Source organism: Pseudomonas sp. JS3066 (assembly GCF_036328175.1).
Taxonomy (GTDB): Bacteria; Pseudomonadota; Gammaproteobacteria; order Pseudomonadales; family Pseudomonadaceae; genus Metapseudomonas.
Window position 1 is genome coordinate 2,326,194 of record NZ_CP143312.1, and the last position, 15,145, is coordinate 2,341,338.

The following is a 15,145-nucleotide window of genomic DNA, read 5'->3' on the forward strand; positions in this document are numbered from 1 at the left end:
GTGTTGCAGACACGCCTTGGGTACAACGGGCAGCAAGGACGTGCTGGCAAAACTATCCGCCTCAAATGGGACACAGTCCTGTCCGAGCGTCGGCAAGGTCTGCTTGATCGTCCGCACAGAGCCATTTATCCGACGAAACGCTGCGTGTTCCCGCGACCGACCAGAATTTCAGAACTGCGGCTGGAGGTGAGGGCTGATGGACGCTCTGTCGGAAACGCTGCGCGTCGTCCATCTGGTCGGCGCCATCTTCATCAATGCACGGTTCAGCGCGCCCTGGTGCTACCAGTCACCCCGTGCCGATACGGTTGCTCCGCTTTTGGAACCGGGCGCCGAACGCGTGGTGATCTTCCACCTGATCACCGAAGGTGAGTGCTTTGTCGAAATCGGCCAGGAACAGCCTGTCCGTCTCTCGGCAGGTGACGTGGTGCTGTTTCCCAAGGGCGATGCCCATCGCATGACCTCCCAACCCGGCTTGCCGCCGGCCAAGGGGGGAAGGCTGGACGAAGTGCTGGCGCGTCGCCCTCGGCAATTGGCTTATGGCGGCGGTGGGGCGATCACGCGACTGGTCTGCGGCTACCTGGCCTGCGATGCAAGGCTGGCGGACATCCTGCTGGCCGGGCTGCCCTCGTTGGTGCGAGTCAACGTGCGTGATTCCAGCGCCGGGCCCTGGCTGGAAGCGTCGGTACGCTACGCGCTGACGGAAGCCAAATCGCCCCGTCCAGGCGGCGAGGGTGTGCTGGCCAAGCTGGCCGAAGTGCTGTTCATCGAAGTCCTGCGCCTGTACATGAACGAGCAGGCCGCTGGACGTACCGGCTGGCTGGCGGGACTGGGGGACCGGATAGTCGGATCGGCACTGACGGCCTTGCACCAATGCCCGGCCCAGGCCTGGACCCTGGAGGAACTGGCACGTACCGCCGGCACGTCGCGCTCAGTGCTTGCCGAACGCTTCCAGCTATTGGTGGGCAGCTCACCCATGCAGTACCTGACCCAGTGGCGCATGCTCCTGGCCGCCAATCTCCTCAGCCGCAGCAACGCCCCGCTGGCGCGTATCGCCGAGGATGTCGGCTACCAGACCGACACAGCCTTCAGCCGTGCCTTTCGCCGGGAATTCGGTGCGCCGCCGGCCGCCTGGCGGCGAAACCGGGCCAGGGGCGTGGCGACGGGTTAGGAGATCACTCCATGACCGCGTGAGTGTCCGGCGGGCCGGATGTTATCGGCGGCTTGCGCAGAAGCAGGAGCAAGGGCAAGGAGGCGAGGGTGATGAACATCATCAGGCGGAAGTCCTGCAGGTACGCGAGGATGGATGCCTGGCGAGTCACTTCCATATTCAGCGCCACCAACCCGGCTGGGCTGGACAGGTCGATGGCGCCACTTTCGGTCGCCTGGGTCAGGGCCTGGTTGAAAGGCGTTATGAAGTCGCTGAAGGCGGCGTGGTTGATCTGCGTGCGCTGGGCGAGATAGCTGATCACCAGGGAGATGCCGATACCGCTGCCGACATTGCGCATCAGACTGAACAGCGAGGTGCCCTCGTTGCGGTAGCGCGGCGCCAGGGTGGAGAAGGTCAGGGTCGACAGCGGCACGAAGATCAGGCCCAACCCGAAGCCCTGGACCAGGCCGCTTCGGACGATGGCGAAACTGCTGACTTCAGCGGTGAACTGGGTCATTTCCCACAGTGACAGGGCGGTGAGCAACAGGCCCAGTCCGATCATTCCTCGTGGGTCGAAACGGCTGATCAACTGACCCACCAGCATCATCGCGGCCATGGTACCCAGGCCACGCGGCGCGATCAGGTTGCCGACATCCAGCACCGGATAGCCCATGAGGTTCTGCATGAATGGCGGCAGGAGGGTCATGGTGGCGAACAGCATGATGCCCACCATGAAGATGAACATCAGGCCGATGCTGAGGTTGCGATCGCGGAACATCGCCGGGTCGATGAATGGTTCGCGGTGGGTCAGTACATGGACGACGAATAGATAGAGTCCAAGTCCCGCCAGCACCGCCTCGATGAGGATTTCAGGGCTGTGGAACCAGTCCTGGGATTCCCCCCGGTCCAGCATCAGTTGCAGGGCGCCGATGGCCAGGGCGAGCAGCGCGAATCCGAGCAGGTCGAAACGGCGCTCCCGCTCGATCGGGGTCTCCTTGAGAAAGGCGGTCAGGCCGAACCAGGCCAGCAGGCCGAAGGGCAGGTTGATGTAGAACACCCAGCGCCAGTTGTAGTACTCGGTGAGCCAGCCGCCGAGGCTGGGTCCGAGGATGGGACCGACCATCACCCCCACGCCCCAGATGGCCATGGCCGAACCGTGTTGCTCGGTCGGGTAGGTGTCGAGCAGGACGGCCTGGGACAGCGGCACCAGGCTGGCGCCGAACACGCCCTGGAGCAGACGGAACAGGACGATCTGCTCCAGGCTCTGGGCCGCGCCACAGAGCATCGACGCAATGGTGAAACCGACGATGGACCACATGAACAGCCGCTTGCGGCCGAAGCGCGCGGCGATGAAACCGGTCAGCGGCATGCAGATGGCAGCAGCAACGATGTAAGACGTCAGCACCCAGCTGATCTGGTCCTGGGTCGTGCCCATGCTGCCCTGCATATGTGGTAGGGCGACGTTGGCGATGGTGGTGTCCAGCGCCTGCATGATGGTGGCCAGCATCACTGAGAGAGTGATCAGCCAGCGGTGCGAACCGGCGTCGCGGGAGTGGGTCGCCTTCATGGTGATCAGGGCAGCAGGCTGGCGAGGCTGCGGTGGTGGCCGGTATCGATCTCCACCACCGCACTGAGGCCGGCGCGTAGCGGTGGCTGCTGGGCGTCGGGTCGCAGGTGGATGCGCACGGGTACCCGCTGCGCCACCTTCACCCAGTTGCCGGTGGCGTTCTGCGCTGGCAGTACCGAGAACTCCGAACCGGTGGCCGGACTCAGGCTTTCCACTTCGCCGTGCCAGGTGGCGTCCGGGTAGATGTCGAAGCGCACATCGACCGGTTGGCCGGGGCGCACGTAGGTCAGGTCCTTCTCGGGGAAGTTGGCTTCCACCCAGAGATTGTCATCCACCACCAGGGTCATGGCGGTATTGCCGGCACTGATGTACTGGCCAGGTTGCGGCACCTTGCTGATGCTCCCGGCGAGCGACGCGCGCACTTCGGAGCGTTGCAGGTCCAGGCGCGCCTGTTCCAGCTCGGCCTGGGCGCTGAGGTAGCTCGGGTGTTGCTCCACCGGCAGTGCCGGGCTGCCGCCGAGGTTCTCGGCGATGCGCTTTAGATCGTGCTCGCGGGCGTCGATTTCTTGCGCGGCGATCTGGGTGGCCTGGCGCGATTCGTCGAGCCTTGCCGGGGAGAGATAGCCTTTCTGCGCGAGGTTCGCCTGGCGCTGCAGGTCTTTCTCGGCGTAGGCGTGACGGGTACGGGCCAGGGCCAGTTCGGAGGATTTTTCCTGGTAGCTGGCTTTCAGCGCGGCGAGGTCGGTACGTACCTGTGCCAGGCGCGCCTCGGCCCGGGCAACGGCGATGCGGAAGCTTGCCGGGTCGATACGGAATAGCAGCTGCCCGGCATTCACCCTATCGTTCTCGCGGGTCAGCACCTCGGTGATGGTGCCGGATACATCGGCGCTGATCGGCACCTTGTCAGCCTTGGCATAGGCGTTGTCGGTTTCGACAAAGCGTCCACCGTGGAGATAGGCGGCCAGTCCCAGGCCTACGGCAAGAACAGGGGCGACGCCCATCAGCAACAGGCGTTTGCCGCGGGAGTTGGTGGCGGCCGCTGCGTCCTGTTCGGGAACGATGACCGTGTGGGTGTTCATGGCGTTGCGCTTCCTTTGGAAATCAACGGGAAGAAAGGTTGCTGCGCATCTTGCGCAGGGCGCTGGAGAGCGCGGCCGTTTCGGCTTCGCTGAAGCCATCCAGCGCCACGGCGAGCATCGCCGCACCCGCGGTGCGGATGTCGTCCAGGGCCTTGTCGGCCCGCGGGCGCAGATACAACCGATAGGCGCGGCGGTCGTCCGGGTCGGGGCGTCGTTCCACCAGTTCGGCTTGCTCCAGTTGATCCAGCAGGCGGGCAAGGGTGATGGGTTTGACCTCCAACTGGTCGGCCAGCTCGACCTGGCGACAACCTTCGTTGCGCGCGACATGTGCCAGGGCGCGGGCTTGGGCAAGGGTGAGGCTGCTGCCAGTGATGTGCTGCTCGAAGGAGCGGCGCATCAGGCGGGAAGCATCGGCCAGGAGGAAGCCGATGCTCTCTTCGAGGCGGGGCATGATGTGGGGTCCATATAATAAGCGGTGCTTACTATATGGGTGCGAGCCAGGCGCCGTCAAAATCGCGATGAGCGCTGCGAGTGAACTGTGTGAGCGAATTCATTCGCGAATGGACGCGAAGCAACCCGGTCCCTCTGGCAGCCCTTCGGACTGCATCGCGAATGAATTCGCTTTCAAGAAGATTTCGAGGCGGGATTCAGCCGTGCCTTGCGCGGCTCGCCTGCACCACTCGGTGGGCCGGCACCTTCAGCTGTGCAAGCAGGTACTCGGCGAACTCGGGCGAGAAGGGCTGCTGGGCGATGGCCCGCTCCATGCAGCCCAGCCAGGCGCCGCTGAGGGATTCGTCGATGGGCCACTGGGCGTGGAAGGAGGGTATCGAAATGGACCCGTATTTCTCGCTGAAGAGCTTCGGGCCGCCCAGCCAGCCGCTGAGGAAACAGGCCAGCTTGTCGCGGGATTGCTCCAGACTATCCGGGTGCAGGCGACGCAGGTCGGCGGCTTCCGGCAGCTCGTCCATCAGCCGGTAGAAGTCGTCCACCAGGCGTCGCAGGCCGTCGATGCCACCAGCGGCCTGGTAGGAAGCATCGCCGTTGCCGAAGAGGGGAGTGTTGCTCATGGTGGGTAGCCGTCAGGAAATCCGGGTCGGCATCATACCCGCCGCGCCACGGGAAGTCCGTCCGGTTGGTCGTCTCGTTGTTCGAGGAACTCGGTGGGTTCGGTGCCATTGGCGTTGAGCTGGAAGATGCGCGAAGGCCGCCCCTCGGTATCGAAGAACACCTGGCCGAGACCTGCGGAGTTCCACAGCCGTTCGCCGGCCTTGCTGTGTTCCGGCGTGCGCGGCATCACCTTCATCGGGCGCCGCTTGGTGAACCAGTTCAACGGAGAACGCGGCGAGTAGAGCCAGCGGTTGAGGCGGTCGAATACATCCAGCAAGCGCCTTGGAAACTCGTTCTTGATGCCGCTGCTGGTGATCTGCCAGATCTTCGGGCCTTGCTGGCGATGGCGGATCAGCACTTCATAGACGAAGGAGTAATGCACGTCGCCGGACAGGATCACGTAGGACCCCGGTGTGCGCGAGTGGCGGAAGATATTCAGGATCACCTGGGCCGCGCCACGGTGGGCCATCCAGTTTTCCGCATCCACCAGCAATGGTTGGCCGAAGGCGCTGAAGACCCGCTGGACCGTCTCGATCAACTTGACCCCGAAGACCGGCGCCGGGGAGACGATGATCGCCGATGGATGATCCAGCAGTTCCTGTTGCAGTTCGCACAGGGCCTCCCAGTCCAGCAGGCCGGATGGGCGCTGGAGGTCGATCTCGCTGCGCCAGCGGCGGGTCCGGGTGTCCAATACCACCAGCGCCGGTGTCGTGGGCATCACGTACTGCCAGTGGTTGAAGGTGATCAGGCGGTCGATCAGCCCGTCCAACGCCGTGCTGTCGAGATGATTGTCGTCGGCGGCGGTGGCGGCCAGTGCCTCGGCCTTGTCCAGCACCTCGCTGAACGCCCTGGGGTCGTTGCCCCAGCCTTGACACAGCATGTAGGCAACCAGCGCATTGCCGATGATGCGCTTGGAGAAGGGGTGGCCGTAGGCGGTCAGCTCCCACTGTGCAGACAGGTTCCAGTCGTCGGTGATGTCATGGTCGTCGAAGATCATCAGGGTCGGCAGGTGGGCAAACACCCTCGCGACGCCCGGCAGCCCAGCGCGGAAATCGACCAGTCGGGTTTCTTCCAGGCGATAGCGATCGATTTTCCCGGCGTCCAGCGGGGGCATCTGCGGTTCCACAAGTTCCCAGGGCACCGGCGACCAGACCAGCAGGTACATGGCCATGACTTCGGCCAGGGTCACCAGATGATTTTCCGCATTAGCGCTGGTGAAGATGGGCTTGCGCGCGCCGCCGAAGAAACGTTCGCGCAGGGTTTCGTTGCTCTCCAGCGCGGGCAACAGGTCCGCCCGGTGGTAGTAGCAGGCGGCATGGCCGTACAACGCCGCGCTGTCGCTGACGATCGCCCCCTCCAGCCTCTCGTCGAACAGGCCAAGCCGCGCGATCAGTTGATGGATGGCGCGCAGCATCGGACCGGCCACATCATCGGTATAGACCTGGTCCCCGCTGAGCATCAGCAGGGCGGGGCGCTGCTCGGGTTTCGGGTCGGCTGCCAGCAGGCGGTCGGCGCAGAGCAGGCCGTCGTTGGCCGGGAAGTGCGGCTTGCGGCAAGAGCCGTGAAGCAACTGGTCGATACGCGATCGCAGGACGAAGCTCGGCGTTGTTGCGTGCTCATGGACCAGGTGCGGCGCCCAATGGCCGATGCCGTCGTCGTCGATCAGAAGGTCGTAGTCGATCTGCTGGTCGAGGGGCAGGGAGGTTTCCAGTCGCAGGTCGATCAGGTGCAGGAAGGCATGACGGCCGAAAGGAATCACCCGGCAGCAGTCTTCGCCCAGCGGATACTCGACGCCACCGTCCACGGATAATCTCAGCACCGGCGAGAGCCTGCGCGAACCGACCAGCCAGAACACCAGCCGACGGGCTTCGATGCGGCGCAGCATGGGGCCGGCGAGGACGATGGGGAGATTTGCCTGGAGGGAGACTGCGGACATCGGTTTGACGGGCCTGGACGAGGGGGCGCAACAGGATACCGCGAGTGACGGCGGGCTCCGAAACGGCTTGAAAAAAACTCAGGCGAGTAGTGCGTTTAAATCAATTGGCAGTTGCTGCCAGGACTTCTAGCATCCTCGAATCATTCCCGCTGGCGTCACGGAGCCGCCAGCCGCCCAGCCCTGATGGAACGGCCTGCCCACGGAGGCAACCATGCTTCAGGTACCGCTTGTTGGCCGAACGACATTCGTCTTCCCAGGCACGCCCCCCGAAGCCCATTCAGGCGCGCCCTGATCCATCCCTTTTCCCTGCCTTTACTTCCGGGGCCGCGGTATCGCCCTGGCGAACCGCGCATGCCCGCGCAGACGGGCACCTGTCCTGATGAAAACCAACGGGAGGCGATATGGCCCTCACCCTGAAGATCAATGGCGCTGAGCACAGCGTCGATGTCGATCCCGATACGCCGCTGCTCTGGGTACTGCGCGACGTGCTGGGCATGACTGGAACCAAGTTCGGCTGCGGAATGGCCCTGTGTGGGGCGTGCACCGTACACATGAATGGTGCGGCAGTACGCTCCTGCGTGATGCCGGTCAGCAGTATGGTCGGTGCGGAAATCACCACCATCGAAGGCATCGGCGCAACCGACGCCGGCAAGCGTATACAGGAGGCATGGCTGGCCAAGGAAGTGGTGCAGTGCGGCTACTGCCAGTCGGGACAGATCATGTCGGCGAGCGCGCTGCTGGCGACCAACCCCAATCCCGGCGACGCGGAAATCGATGGCGCGATGTCCGGGAACATCTGTCGCTGCGGAACCTATCTGCGCATCCGCGAAGCCATCAAGGTTGCGGCCCAGGCACAACCTGCCAAAGGGGAGGGCGCAGCATGAACGATCTCTTCCTGCCTGGCCTCAGCCGCCGGGGATTTCTCAAGGCCAGCGCCGCTGCAGGTGGTGGCCTGCTGATCAGTTTCACGCTGCCGGGGTTGATGGGGTTTGCCGAGGCCGTCGATGGAGACTTCAGCCCCAACGCCTACATTCGCATCGATCGCAGCGGCAAGGTGACGTTCATCATCCAGCCGGTGGAAATGGGGCAGGGCACCTACACCTCGATGCCCGCGCTGATTGCCGAGGAGCTGGAGGTGTCGCTCGATCAGGTCGTGATCGAACACGCTCCGGCCGACGACAAGCGCTACGCCAACCCCATGCTGGGTTTCCAGGTTACCGGCGGCTCGACTTCGATACCCGCCAACTGGATACCCCTGCGCCAGGCCGGCGCCACTGCGCGCACCCTGCTGGTGACAGCAGCCGCGCAGCAGTGGTCGGTGCCGGCAGGGAGTTGCAAGGTCGAGAACGGCGTCGTGGTCCACCCGGACAGCGGTCGCAAGCTCGGCTACGGGGAATTGGCAGACGCTGCCGCCAAGCTGCCGGTTCCTGGTGAGGTACCGCTCAAGGACCCGGCGCAGTTCAAGCTGATTGGTACCCCTGCCAAACGCACAGATGGTCCCGCCAAAGTCACGGGCAGGGCCATGTTCGGCATCGATGCCCGCCCCGAGGGGGTGAAGGTTGCCGCGATCACCATCTGCCCGATCATCGGCGGCACCCTGGCCGAGGTGGACGACGCCCCTGCCATGGCGGTCAAGGGCGTGCACAAAGTGGTGCGTACAAAGGATGCGGTGGCAGTGATCGCCGACCACACGGGTGCGGCACGCAAGGGCTTGGCGGCGCTGCAGATCAAGTGGAATGAAGGCGAGAATGGCAAGGTTTCCAGCGCCGATATGCTTAAGAACATCGCCGAAGCCTCAAAGGCCGAAGGCGTGAAAGTGCGCGCCGAAGGAGACGTGCCGGCTGCCATGGCCAAGGCGACGAAGAAGGTCGAGGTGGTTTACCAGGTACCGTTCCTCGCCCATGCCTGCATGGAGCCGGTCAACTGCACGGCACACGTGCGCAAGGATGGTTGCGACCTCTGGCTGGGCATTCAGGTGCCGGCGCGGGCCAAGACGCTGGCGGCGCAGCTTACCGGCCTGCCCGAAGAGTCTGTGCAGGTACATAACCAGCTGCTGGGCGGCGGTTTCGGTCGGCGACTGGAAACGGACTTCGTCGGCCATGCGGTGGAAGTCGCCAAGCAGGTGGACTACCCGGTGAAGGTCATCTACTCCCGCGAGGAAGACATTCGCCACAGTAGCCTGCGGCCTTTCCACTACAACCACCTGTCCGCTGGCCTCGATGAGCAGGGGCATCCCATTGCCTGGAGCCACAAGGTCACCGGCGGGTCCATCATCGCGCGCTGGGCGCCGGGCCTATTCAAGAACGGTATAGATGGCGATGCCGCGCGCGATGCCTGTGGCCCCTACGGCTTCCCTAACCTTGCGGTGCACTACGTGCGCCACGAACCACCCAAGGGCATTACCCCGGCTTTCTGGCGCGGTGTTGGCCACACCCAGAACTGCTTCATGGTGGAAGGCTTCCTCGACGAGTTGGCGGTAATGAGCAATATCGATCCGTTCACGTACCGCTACCCGTTGCTGGAGAAACATCCGCGTGCGGTGAAGGTGCTGGAAACCCTGAGGGAGAAATCCGCCTGGGATTCGCCGCTACCGGCCGGCAAAGGCCGTGGCGTCGCGCTGACCTACTGCTTCGGCACCTATGCCGCGCAGGTTGCGGAAGTCAGCGTGGATGCCAACGGAATGGTGACCGTGAATAAGGTCATCTGCGTGGTGGACTGCGGCATTCCCATCAACCCGGACACCGTGGTCGCGCAGATCCAGGGCGGCACGGTCTTCGGCCTGACGGCGGTGCTGTTCGGCAACATCACCTTCAAGGACGGCCGGGTGGAGCAAGGCAACTTCGACAGCTACCGCCTGCTGCGCCTCAACGAGGTGCCGCCCATCGAGACCCACATCATCAACAGTGGCGAGTCGCCGGGTGGCCTGGGTGAGGTGTCCACCGTGGTCATCGCCCCGGCGGTGGTCAATGCCATCTTTGCCGCCACCGGTAAGCGCCTGCGCACCCTGCCGGTCGATCCGGCGCAGTTGAAACCGGCCTGACGGGGCAGGTAAGCGTCAGCCCACCGCAGAGGTAAAGGTATCTGGCAGGTAACGAAGCCCAACAACCCCAAATCGGGTCGTTGGGCTTCGTAGCACTCAGCCTGTGCTTCTCGTTAGTTCGTCTCCTGGCTTGCAAAAAACTCAACCAGTCGCGGTCTTTATATCGTTTGTCGGGCTCCCGCCCGATGTCGACCATAGCCTCAGTCCAGAGCCGTTCACGCGGCTGAAAACAACAGGAGGTCGACATGAACCCACTGCCATCCCTCTGGGGAGACGCCAGCCCCTCACGCCTGCTTGGCTCCCGCCACATCGCCACTGGCGAACTGGTATTCCCTGCGCTGCCCGGCCATTCGCCGCTGGCCAACCAGTACCGCACCGAGACGCTGGCCGGCGAAGGTGAGCTGTACAGCTTCACCATCATCCATCCGGGCCCCAAGAGCGGCCTGGAGCCATTCGCCCTGGGCTACCTGGACCTCGAAGGGCCGATGCGCCTGTTCGGCCGTATCACCGGCGGCGAGCGTCCGGTGATCGGTGCCAGCTACCGCATCCTGCCCGATGAAACCTATGGCTATGTGTTCGAATCCGTGGAGGCCCGCCAATGAGCCAGATGCATGTAATGGGCGGTGCCATGACCCGCTTCGGCCGCCACCAGGGCGTGATGGCGCCAGAGCTGGCCCAGCAGGCGATCATCAAGGCCGTCGCTGATTCGGGCCTCGCGCTGAAAGACATCCAGGCGATCTACTGCGCCAACGTCCTTGGCGGCATGATCCTCGGCCAGGTGATCCTGCGCGATCTCGGCCTGGACGGCATCCCCGTCTACAACGTCGAGAACGCCTGCGCCAGCGGTGCCACCGCCGTGCACCTGGCACGTCATGCGCTGCTGGCCGGGCAGTACGAGCGCGTGCTGGTGTTTGGCATCGAACAACTGACCCAGTTGGGTGGCGGCACCATTCCGCTGCAGCGCAACGACGAGAAGACCGACCTCTATGCCAAGGCCGGCATGGTGCTGCCGGCGGTCTACGCCATGCGCGCCACCCGCTTCATCCACGAGCGCGGCGCCAGCCCAGCCGACCTCGCCCGTGTGGCGGTGAAGAATCGCCATCACGGCTCCCTCAATGAGTACGCCCAGCAGCGCACCGGAGTAACCCTGGAGGAGGTGCTGGGCTCGCGCATGATCGCCGACCCGCTGACGCTGTTGCAGTGCTGCCCGTCCCAGGTGGACGGCGCCGCCGCCCTGGTGCTCGGCAACAAGCCGGGCCCCCATGCCAGGGACGTGCGCGTGCTCGGCTCCATCGTCGTATCCGGCCTGCGCGAGGGTGCTCGTGACGACATCCTCGACGCAGAAATCACTGCTCGCGCTGCTCGCCAGGCCTACGAGCAGGCTGGCGTCGATCCGCGCGACGTGGGCGTGGTTGAGCTGCACGACGCCTTCACCATCGCCGAGCTCCTCTACTACGAAGCCTTGGGGCTCGCGCCCCACGGCGAAGCGGTCGCGCTGCTGCATTCCGGTGCTACCGCGCTCGGCGGCCGGGTGCCGGTGAACCCCAGTGGCGGCCTGCTCGCCAAGGGGCACCCGTTGGGTGCCACCGGCGTGGCGCAGATGGTCGAGCTGATGTGGCAGTTGCAGGGCCGTGCCACCGGCCGCCAGGCCGATAACCCGCGCATTGGCGTTGCCCAGTGCACCGGTGGCGGCATCGCTGGCGTGGACCATGCCGCGTCCTCCGTTCACGTACTGGGGGTGTGAGATGACTGCACAACGTTTCCATGAAGGGCAGGTGGCAGCCGTAACCGGCGCTGCTCGCGGCATTGGCCTCGGCATCGCCACCCGCCTCGCGCGCCAGGGCGTCACCGTCTACCTGCTGGATCGCGATGCACCTGTCCTGCTGGACGCCGTCAAGCTGCTGCAGGACGAAGGGTGCGACGCCCACGGCATCGCGCTGGACCTCACCCAGGGAGCGGACGTCGAGGGCGCCTTCGCGCAGATCCGGGAAGTATCCGGGCGCCTGGATTTCCTGGTGAACAACGCCGGCGTGGTGCGCGACAAGCGCTTCCTGAAGATGACCGAGGACGACTGGGACCTGGTGATGGATACCAACCTGCGGGCGCAGTTCCTCTGCTGCCGGGCGGCGTTGCCGCTGATGCTGGACGCGGGCTTCGGGCGCATCGTCAACCTGTCTTCGCGGGCATGGCTGGGTGGCTTCGGCCAGGCCAACTATTCCGCCGCCAAGGGCGGTGTGGTGAGCCTGACCCGCAGCCTGGCCATCGAGTTCGCCGCCAAGGGCATCACCGTCAACACCATTGCGCCCGGCATCGTCGACACGCCGCTGTTCCAGGCCTTCGAGCCGGAGGTGCAGGCGCGCCTGAAAGATACCGTGCCGGTGAAGCGTATCGGTTCGCCGGATGACATCGCCAATGCGGTGGAATTCTTCCTCGACCCAGCCAGTTCCTACGTCACCGGCCAGACGCTCTACGTCTGCGGCGGGCGCAGCCTGTCGTCGGCCAGTGTCTGAGGAGGTCGCCATGCCCGTACACATGGAAATCCAGGGTGCTGTCGCGGTCATCCGCCTCGATCGCCCGGGAGCCCTCAACGCCCTGGACATCGACTCCCTGCGCGCCCTGCGTGGCCACCTGGTGGACGTCCGCGACAACCGCGATATCCGCGCCGCGATCATCACCGGCGCGGGGGATCGTGCCTTCTGCGTCGGCGCTGACCTGAAGAGCACCCGCGTATCCCACGCGTCCTATGCCGAGGCCCTGTTCCTCGACAAGGAATTGGCGGCCGACGACGGGCTGTACATCCGCCTGATGGATCTGTCTGACCTCGACCTGCGCAAGCCACTGATCGCCGCCATCAACGGCCACTGCCTCGGTGGCGGCCTCGAGCTGGCGCTGCAATGCGACCTGCGCATCGCTTCGGGCAATGCCAGCTTTGGCCTGCCGGAAGCGGTGGTGGGCTCCATACCGGCGGTGTCCGGCCTGCATCGTCTGCTCAAGGCGGTCCCCCAGGCCCATGCCATGCAGATGGCCCTGACCGGCCAGCGCATCGATGCGGCCAAGGCACTGGATATCGGGCTGGTCTCGGAGCTGGTTCAAACACCTGAGGCACTGTTGCAGCGTGCCCTGGAACTGGGTGAGCGGATCGCCGTGGCAGCGCCGCTGGCGATCCAGGCCCTGCAGTCACTGGCGCGGCAGACCGCGCACCTGTCCGATGCCGACGCCCAGCGCCTGACCGAACTCTACTGGGGCGTTTTGCGCGACACCGAAGACCGCCTGGAAGGGCGCGCGGCGTTCGCCGAGAAACGTCCGCCGCAGTACAAGGGGCGCTAGGCGCCGGGGAGGATCACCATGCAATTGCGCAATCCGTTCCTGCAGAGTCTTGGCGTCGAACTGGTCCATTGGGCCGCAGGCGCCGCCGAGTTCCGTATGCCTATCGAGGCGCGGCACCTGAACCGGCAGGGCATGCTGCACGGTGGGCTGGTCGCCACCTTGCTCGATGCCGCCTGCGGCTACGCCGGGCTGCACACCGCCGAGGACGAGGAAGAGATTCACGGCGTGACGGTGATGCTGAACATCGCCTACCTGAAGGCGGCCCGCAGTGGAACCGTCATCGCGCGGGGCAAGGTCAATCGCAGCGGCCGCAGCCTCTACTTCGCCGAGGCGTCGCTGGAGACGCTGGAAGGCGAGTTGCTGGCCACTGCCCAGGGAACCTTCAAGCAGGGAGAGCGCCGCCATGTTGCGTAATGCCTTGCAAGGGCTGACGGTGCTGGATTTCACCCAGATCGCTGCCGGTCCCACCTGCACCATGCTGCTGGCAGACATGGGAGCACGGGTGATCAAGGTCGAGCCGCCCGAAGGCGATCTTGGCCGCACCCTCGGGCCTGCCTGGGTTGGTGATTCCAGCGCGCTGTACCACGGCTTCAATCGGGGCAAGCAGGGGCTCTGCCTGGACCTGAAGAACCCACAGGGTTTGGCTGTCGCCAAGCGCCTGCTGGAAGAAGCCGATGTGCTGATCGAAAGCATGCGCCCCGGCGTGATGGCCCGGCTTGGCCTGGGTTTCGAAGCGGCGCAAGCGATCAATCCGGCCCTGGTCTACTGCTCCATTTCCGCCTATGGCCAGCAAGGCCCCTATGCGGACCGTGCCGGAGTGGATGGCATCCTCCAGGCGGACTCCGGCCTGATGAGCCTGATCGGCACCCCCGGCGCGCCGCCCTGCAAGGTGCAGGCACCTGTGGTCGATGTGGTGACTGGTTACATGGCGTGCATGGCCATCCTCGCCAAACTCCAGGCCCGGCATCGGGACGGGCAGGGCGGCCACCTGGACGTGAGCCTGATGAATTCGGCGCTGGCGTTGCAGCAGTCGTCCATCAGCAGCTACCTGCGTGACGGCGAACTGCCGACCCCCATTGGCAGTGCCGCGCCCTATTCGGCGCCAAACGAGGCATTCCAGACCGAGGATGGCTGGCTGATGGTGGCGGCCTACAACGGCAATCGCTGGGAGCGACTGTGCACCGTGCTCGGCAACCCGCAATGGTCGAGTGATCCGCGCTTCGTCACCTCTGCCCAGCGTGTGGTGCATCGGGCCGAGATGCAGGAGGCCCTCAATGGGGTCTTCCGTACTCGTAGCACTGCCCACTGGCTGGAGCGCCTGCGCGAGGCGGACATCCTCTGCGCCAGGGTGGCCGACTACAGCGATCTGCTGGAACACCCGCAACTGGCCAGCAACGGCATGCTCGCCACCATCGAGCACCCCAGGCACGGCGAGCTGCGGGTGCCAGGCTTCCCGGTGAACAGCGCCGAGGCGGCGCAGCAGCCATACAGACCGGCACCAGACAAGGGCGAGCATTCCCGCGAGTTGCTGGTGGAAATGGGCTTCAGCGAACTGGAAGTAGAGGAGGTGACTGCGAGCGGGGCAGTGATCGCGGCGTAGGAAAGCTTCATGCAGTCGCAATGGTAGAGGGCGAAGCCTGTGCAAAGAAGAATCCCGGCCAACCCGCCGGGATTCGTCGCAATCGGGCTTTGTGTAGGAGCGAGCTTACTCGCGAAAGGCCGGGCTCCATTTGCGTGGGCTGGATGCCGCTCTTCGCATCCACCATCCGGCGCCCCAGCCACCCCTCGTTGGTGGATCGATGGAGTACGCAAGGCGATGGTTCCGGTGCTGGTTTCTTTTTCGCGAGCAGAGCTCGCTCCTACGCCCCGCCCAACGTTGTGCAGTGAAGGAATTCCAGCCTATGCGCCGGGATTCGTCGCCATCGGGCTTTGTGTAGGAGCG

The 15,145-nt window shown here is 64.9% G+C and carries 14 protein-coding genes; 9 read left to right on the plus strand and 5 right to left on the minus strand.

From position 1 onward, the window contains the following. Positions 1-196 precede the first annotated feature (196 nt). Positions 197-1,168, plus strand: a complete 972-nt coding sequence (locus SA496_RS10845; protein ID WP_120651224.1) for an AraC family transcriptional regulator — start codon at positions 197-199, stop codon at positions 1,166-1,168. 4 nt (positions 1,169-1,172) lie between these two features. Here SA496_RS10845 and SA496_RS10850 read toward each other — a convergent pair whose 3' ends face one another. From SA496_RS10850 to SA496_RS10870, 5 genes are all read right to left on the minus strand, one after another. After that, the gene (locus tag SA496_RS10850; protein ID WP_330115400.1) at positions 1,173-2,714 is read right to left on the minus strand and encodes a DHA2 family efflux MFS transporter permease subunit; all 1,542 of its coding nucleotides are present in this window, start codon (positions 2,712-2,714) and stop codon (positions 1,173-1,175) included. Between the two features lie 5 nt (positions 2,715-2,719). After that, positions 2,720-3,793, minus strand: a complete 1,074-nt coding sequence (locus tag SA496_RS10855) for an HlyD family secretion protein (protein ID WP_330115401.1) — start codon at positions 3,791-3,793, stop codon at positions 2,720-2,722. Between the two features lie 22 nt (positions 3,794-3,815). Then, positions 3,816-4,244, minus strand: coding sequence for a MarR family winged helix-turn-helix transcriptional regulator (locus SA496_RS10860; RefSeq protein WP_120651221.1), 429 nt, complete (start codon positions 4,242-4,244; stop codon positions 3,816-3,818). A gap of 196 nt (positions 4,245-4,440) precedes the next feature. After that, positions 4,441-4,860, minus strand: coding sequence for a group II truncated hemoglobin (locus tag SA496_RS10865; protein WP_120651220.1), 420 nt, complete (start codon positions 4,858-4,860; stop codon positions 4,441-4,443). Positions 4,861-4,892: 32 nt separating this feature from the next. After that, the gene (locus tag SA496_RS10870) at positions 4,893-6,836 is read right to left on the minus strand and encodes an alkaline phosphatase D family protein (protein WP_330115402.1); all 1,944 of its coding nucleotides are present in this window, start codon (positions 6,834-6,836) and stop codon (positions 4,893-4,895) included. A gap of 401 nt (positions 6,837-7,237) precedes the next feature. On the opposite strand from SA496_RS10870, the gene SA496_RS10875 reads away from it, so the two are divergent. From SA496_RS10875 to SA496_RS10910, 8 genes are all read left to right on the plus strand, one after another. Further along, complete coding sequence (locus tag SA496_RS10875; RefSeq protein ID WP_120651218.1) at positions 7,238-7,720, plus strand: (2Fe-2S)-binding protein; 483 nt, start codon at positions 7,238-7,240, stop codon at positions 7,718-7,720. Beyond that, the gene (locus SA496_RS10880; protein WP_330115403.1) at positions 7,717-9,876 is read left to right on the plus strand and encodes a xanthine dehydrogenase family protein molybdopterin-binding subunit; all 2,160 of its coding nucleotides are present in this window, start codon (positions 7,717-7,719) and stop codon (positions 9,874-9,876) included. The genes SA496_RS10875 and SA496_RS10880 overlap by 4 nt, the downstream gene beginning before the upstream one ends. Before the next feature lie 245 nt (positions 9,877-10,121). Next, entirely contained in the window at positions 10,122-10,478 is a 357-nt protein-coding gene (locus SA496_RS10885; RefSeq protein WP_120651216.1) for a Zn-ribbon domain-containing OB-fold protein, read from the plus strand. Then, on the plus strand, positions 10,475-11,620 hold the full coding sequence (locus SA496_RS10890; RefSeq protein ID WP_120651215.1) for a thiolase family protein: 1,146 nt from the start codon (positions 10,475-10,477) through the stop codon (positions 11,618-11,620). Before SA496_RS10885 ends, SA496_RS10890 begins: the two co-directional genes overlap by 4 nt. 1 nt (position 11,621) lies before the next feature. After that, the gene (locus SA496_RS10895; RefSeq protein WP_330115404.1) at positions 11,622-12,386 is read left to right on the plus strand and encodes an SDR family NAD(P)-dependent oxidoreductase; all 765 of its coding nucleotides are present in this window, start codon (positions 11,622-11,624) and stop codon (positions 12,384-12,386) included. A gap of 10 nt (positions 12,387-12,396) precedes the next feature. Next, positions 12,397-13,203 (plus strand): enoyl-CoA hydratase/isomerase family protein, encoded by an 807-nt coding sequence (locus SA496_RS10900; protein WP_120651213.1) that lies wholly within the window; start codon positions 12,397-12,399, stop codon positions 13,201-13,203. An 18-nt stretch (positions 13,204-13,221) separates the two neighbouring features. After that, entirely contained in the window at positions 13,222-13,617 is a 396-nt protein-coding gene (locus tag SA496_RS10905; RefSeq protein ID WP_120651212.1) for a PaaI family thioesterase, read from the plus strand. Beyond that, a complete protein-coding gene (locus SA496_RS10910; protein WP_120651211.1) occupies positions 13,607-14,803 on the plus strand; it encodes a CaiB/BaiF CoA transferase family protein in 1,197 nt (398 codons plus the stop codon). Before SA496_RS10905 ends, SA496_RS10910 begins: the two co-directional genes overlap by 11 nt. Positions 14,804-15,145 lie beyond the last annotated feature (342 nt).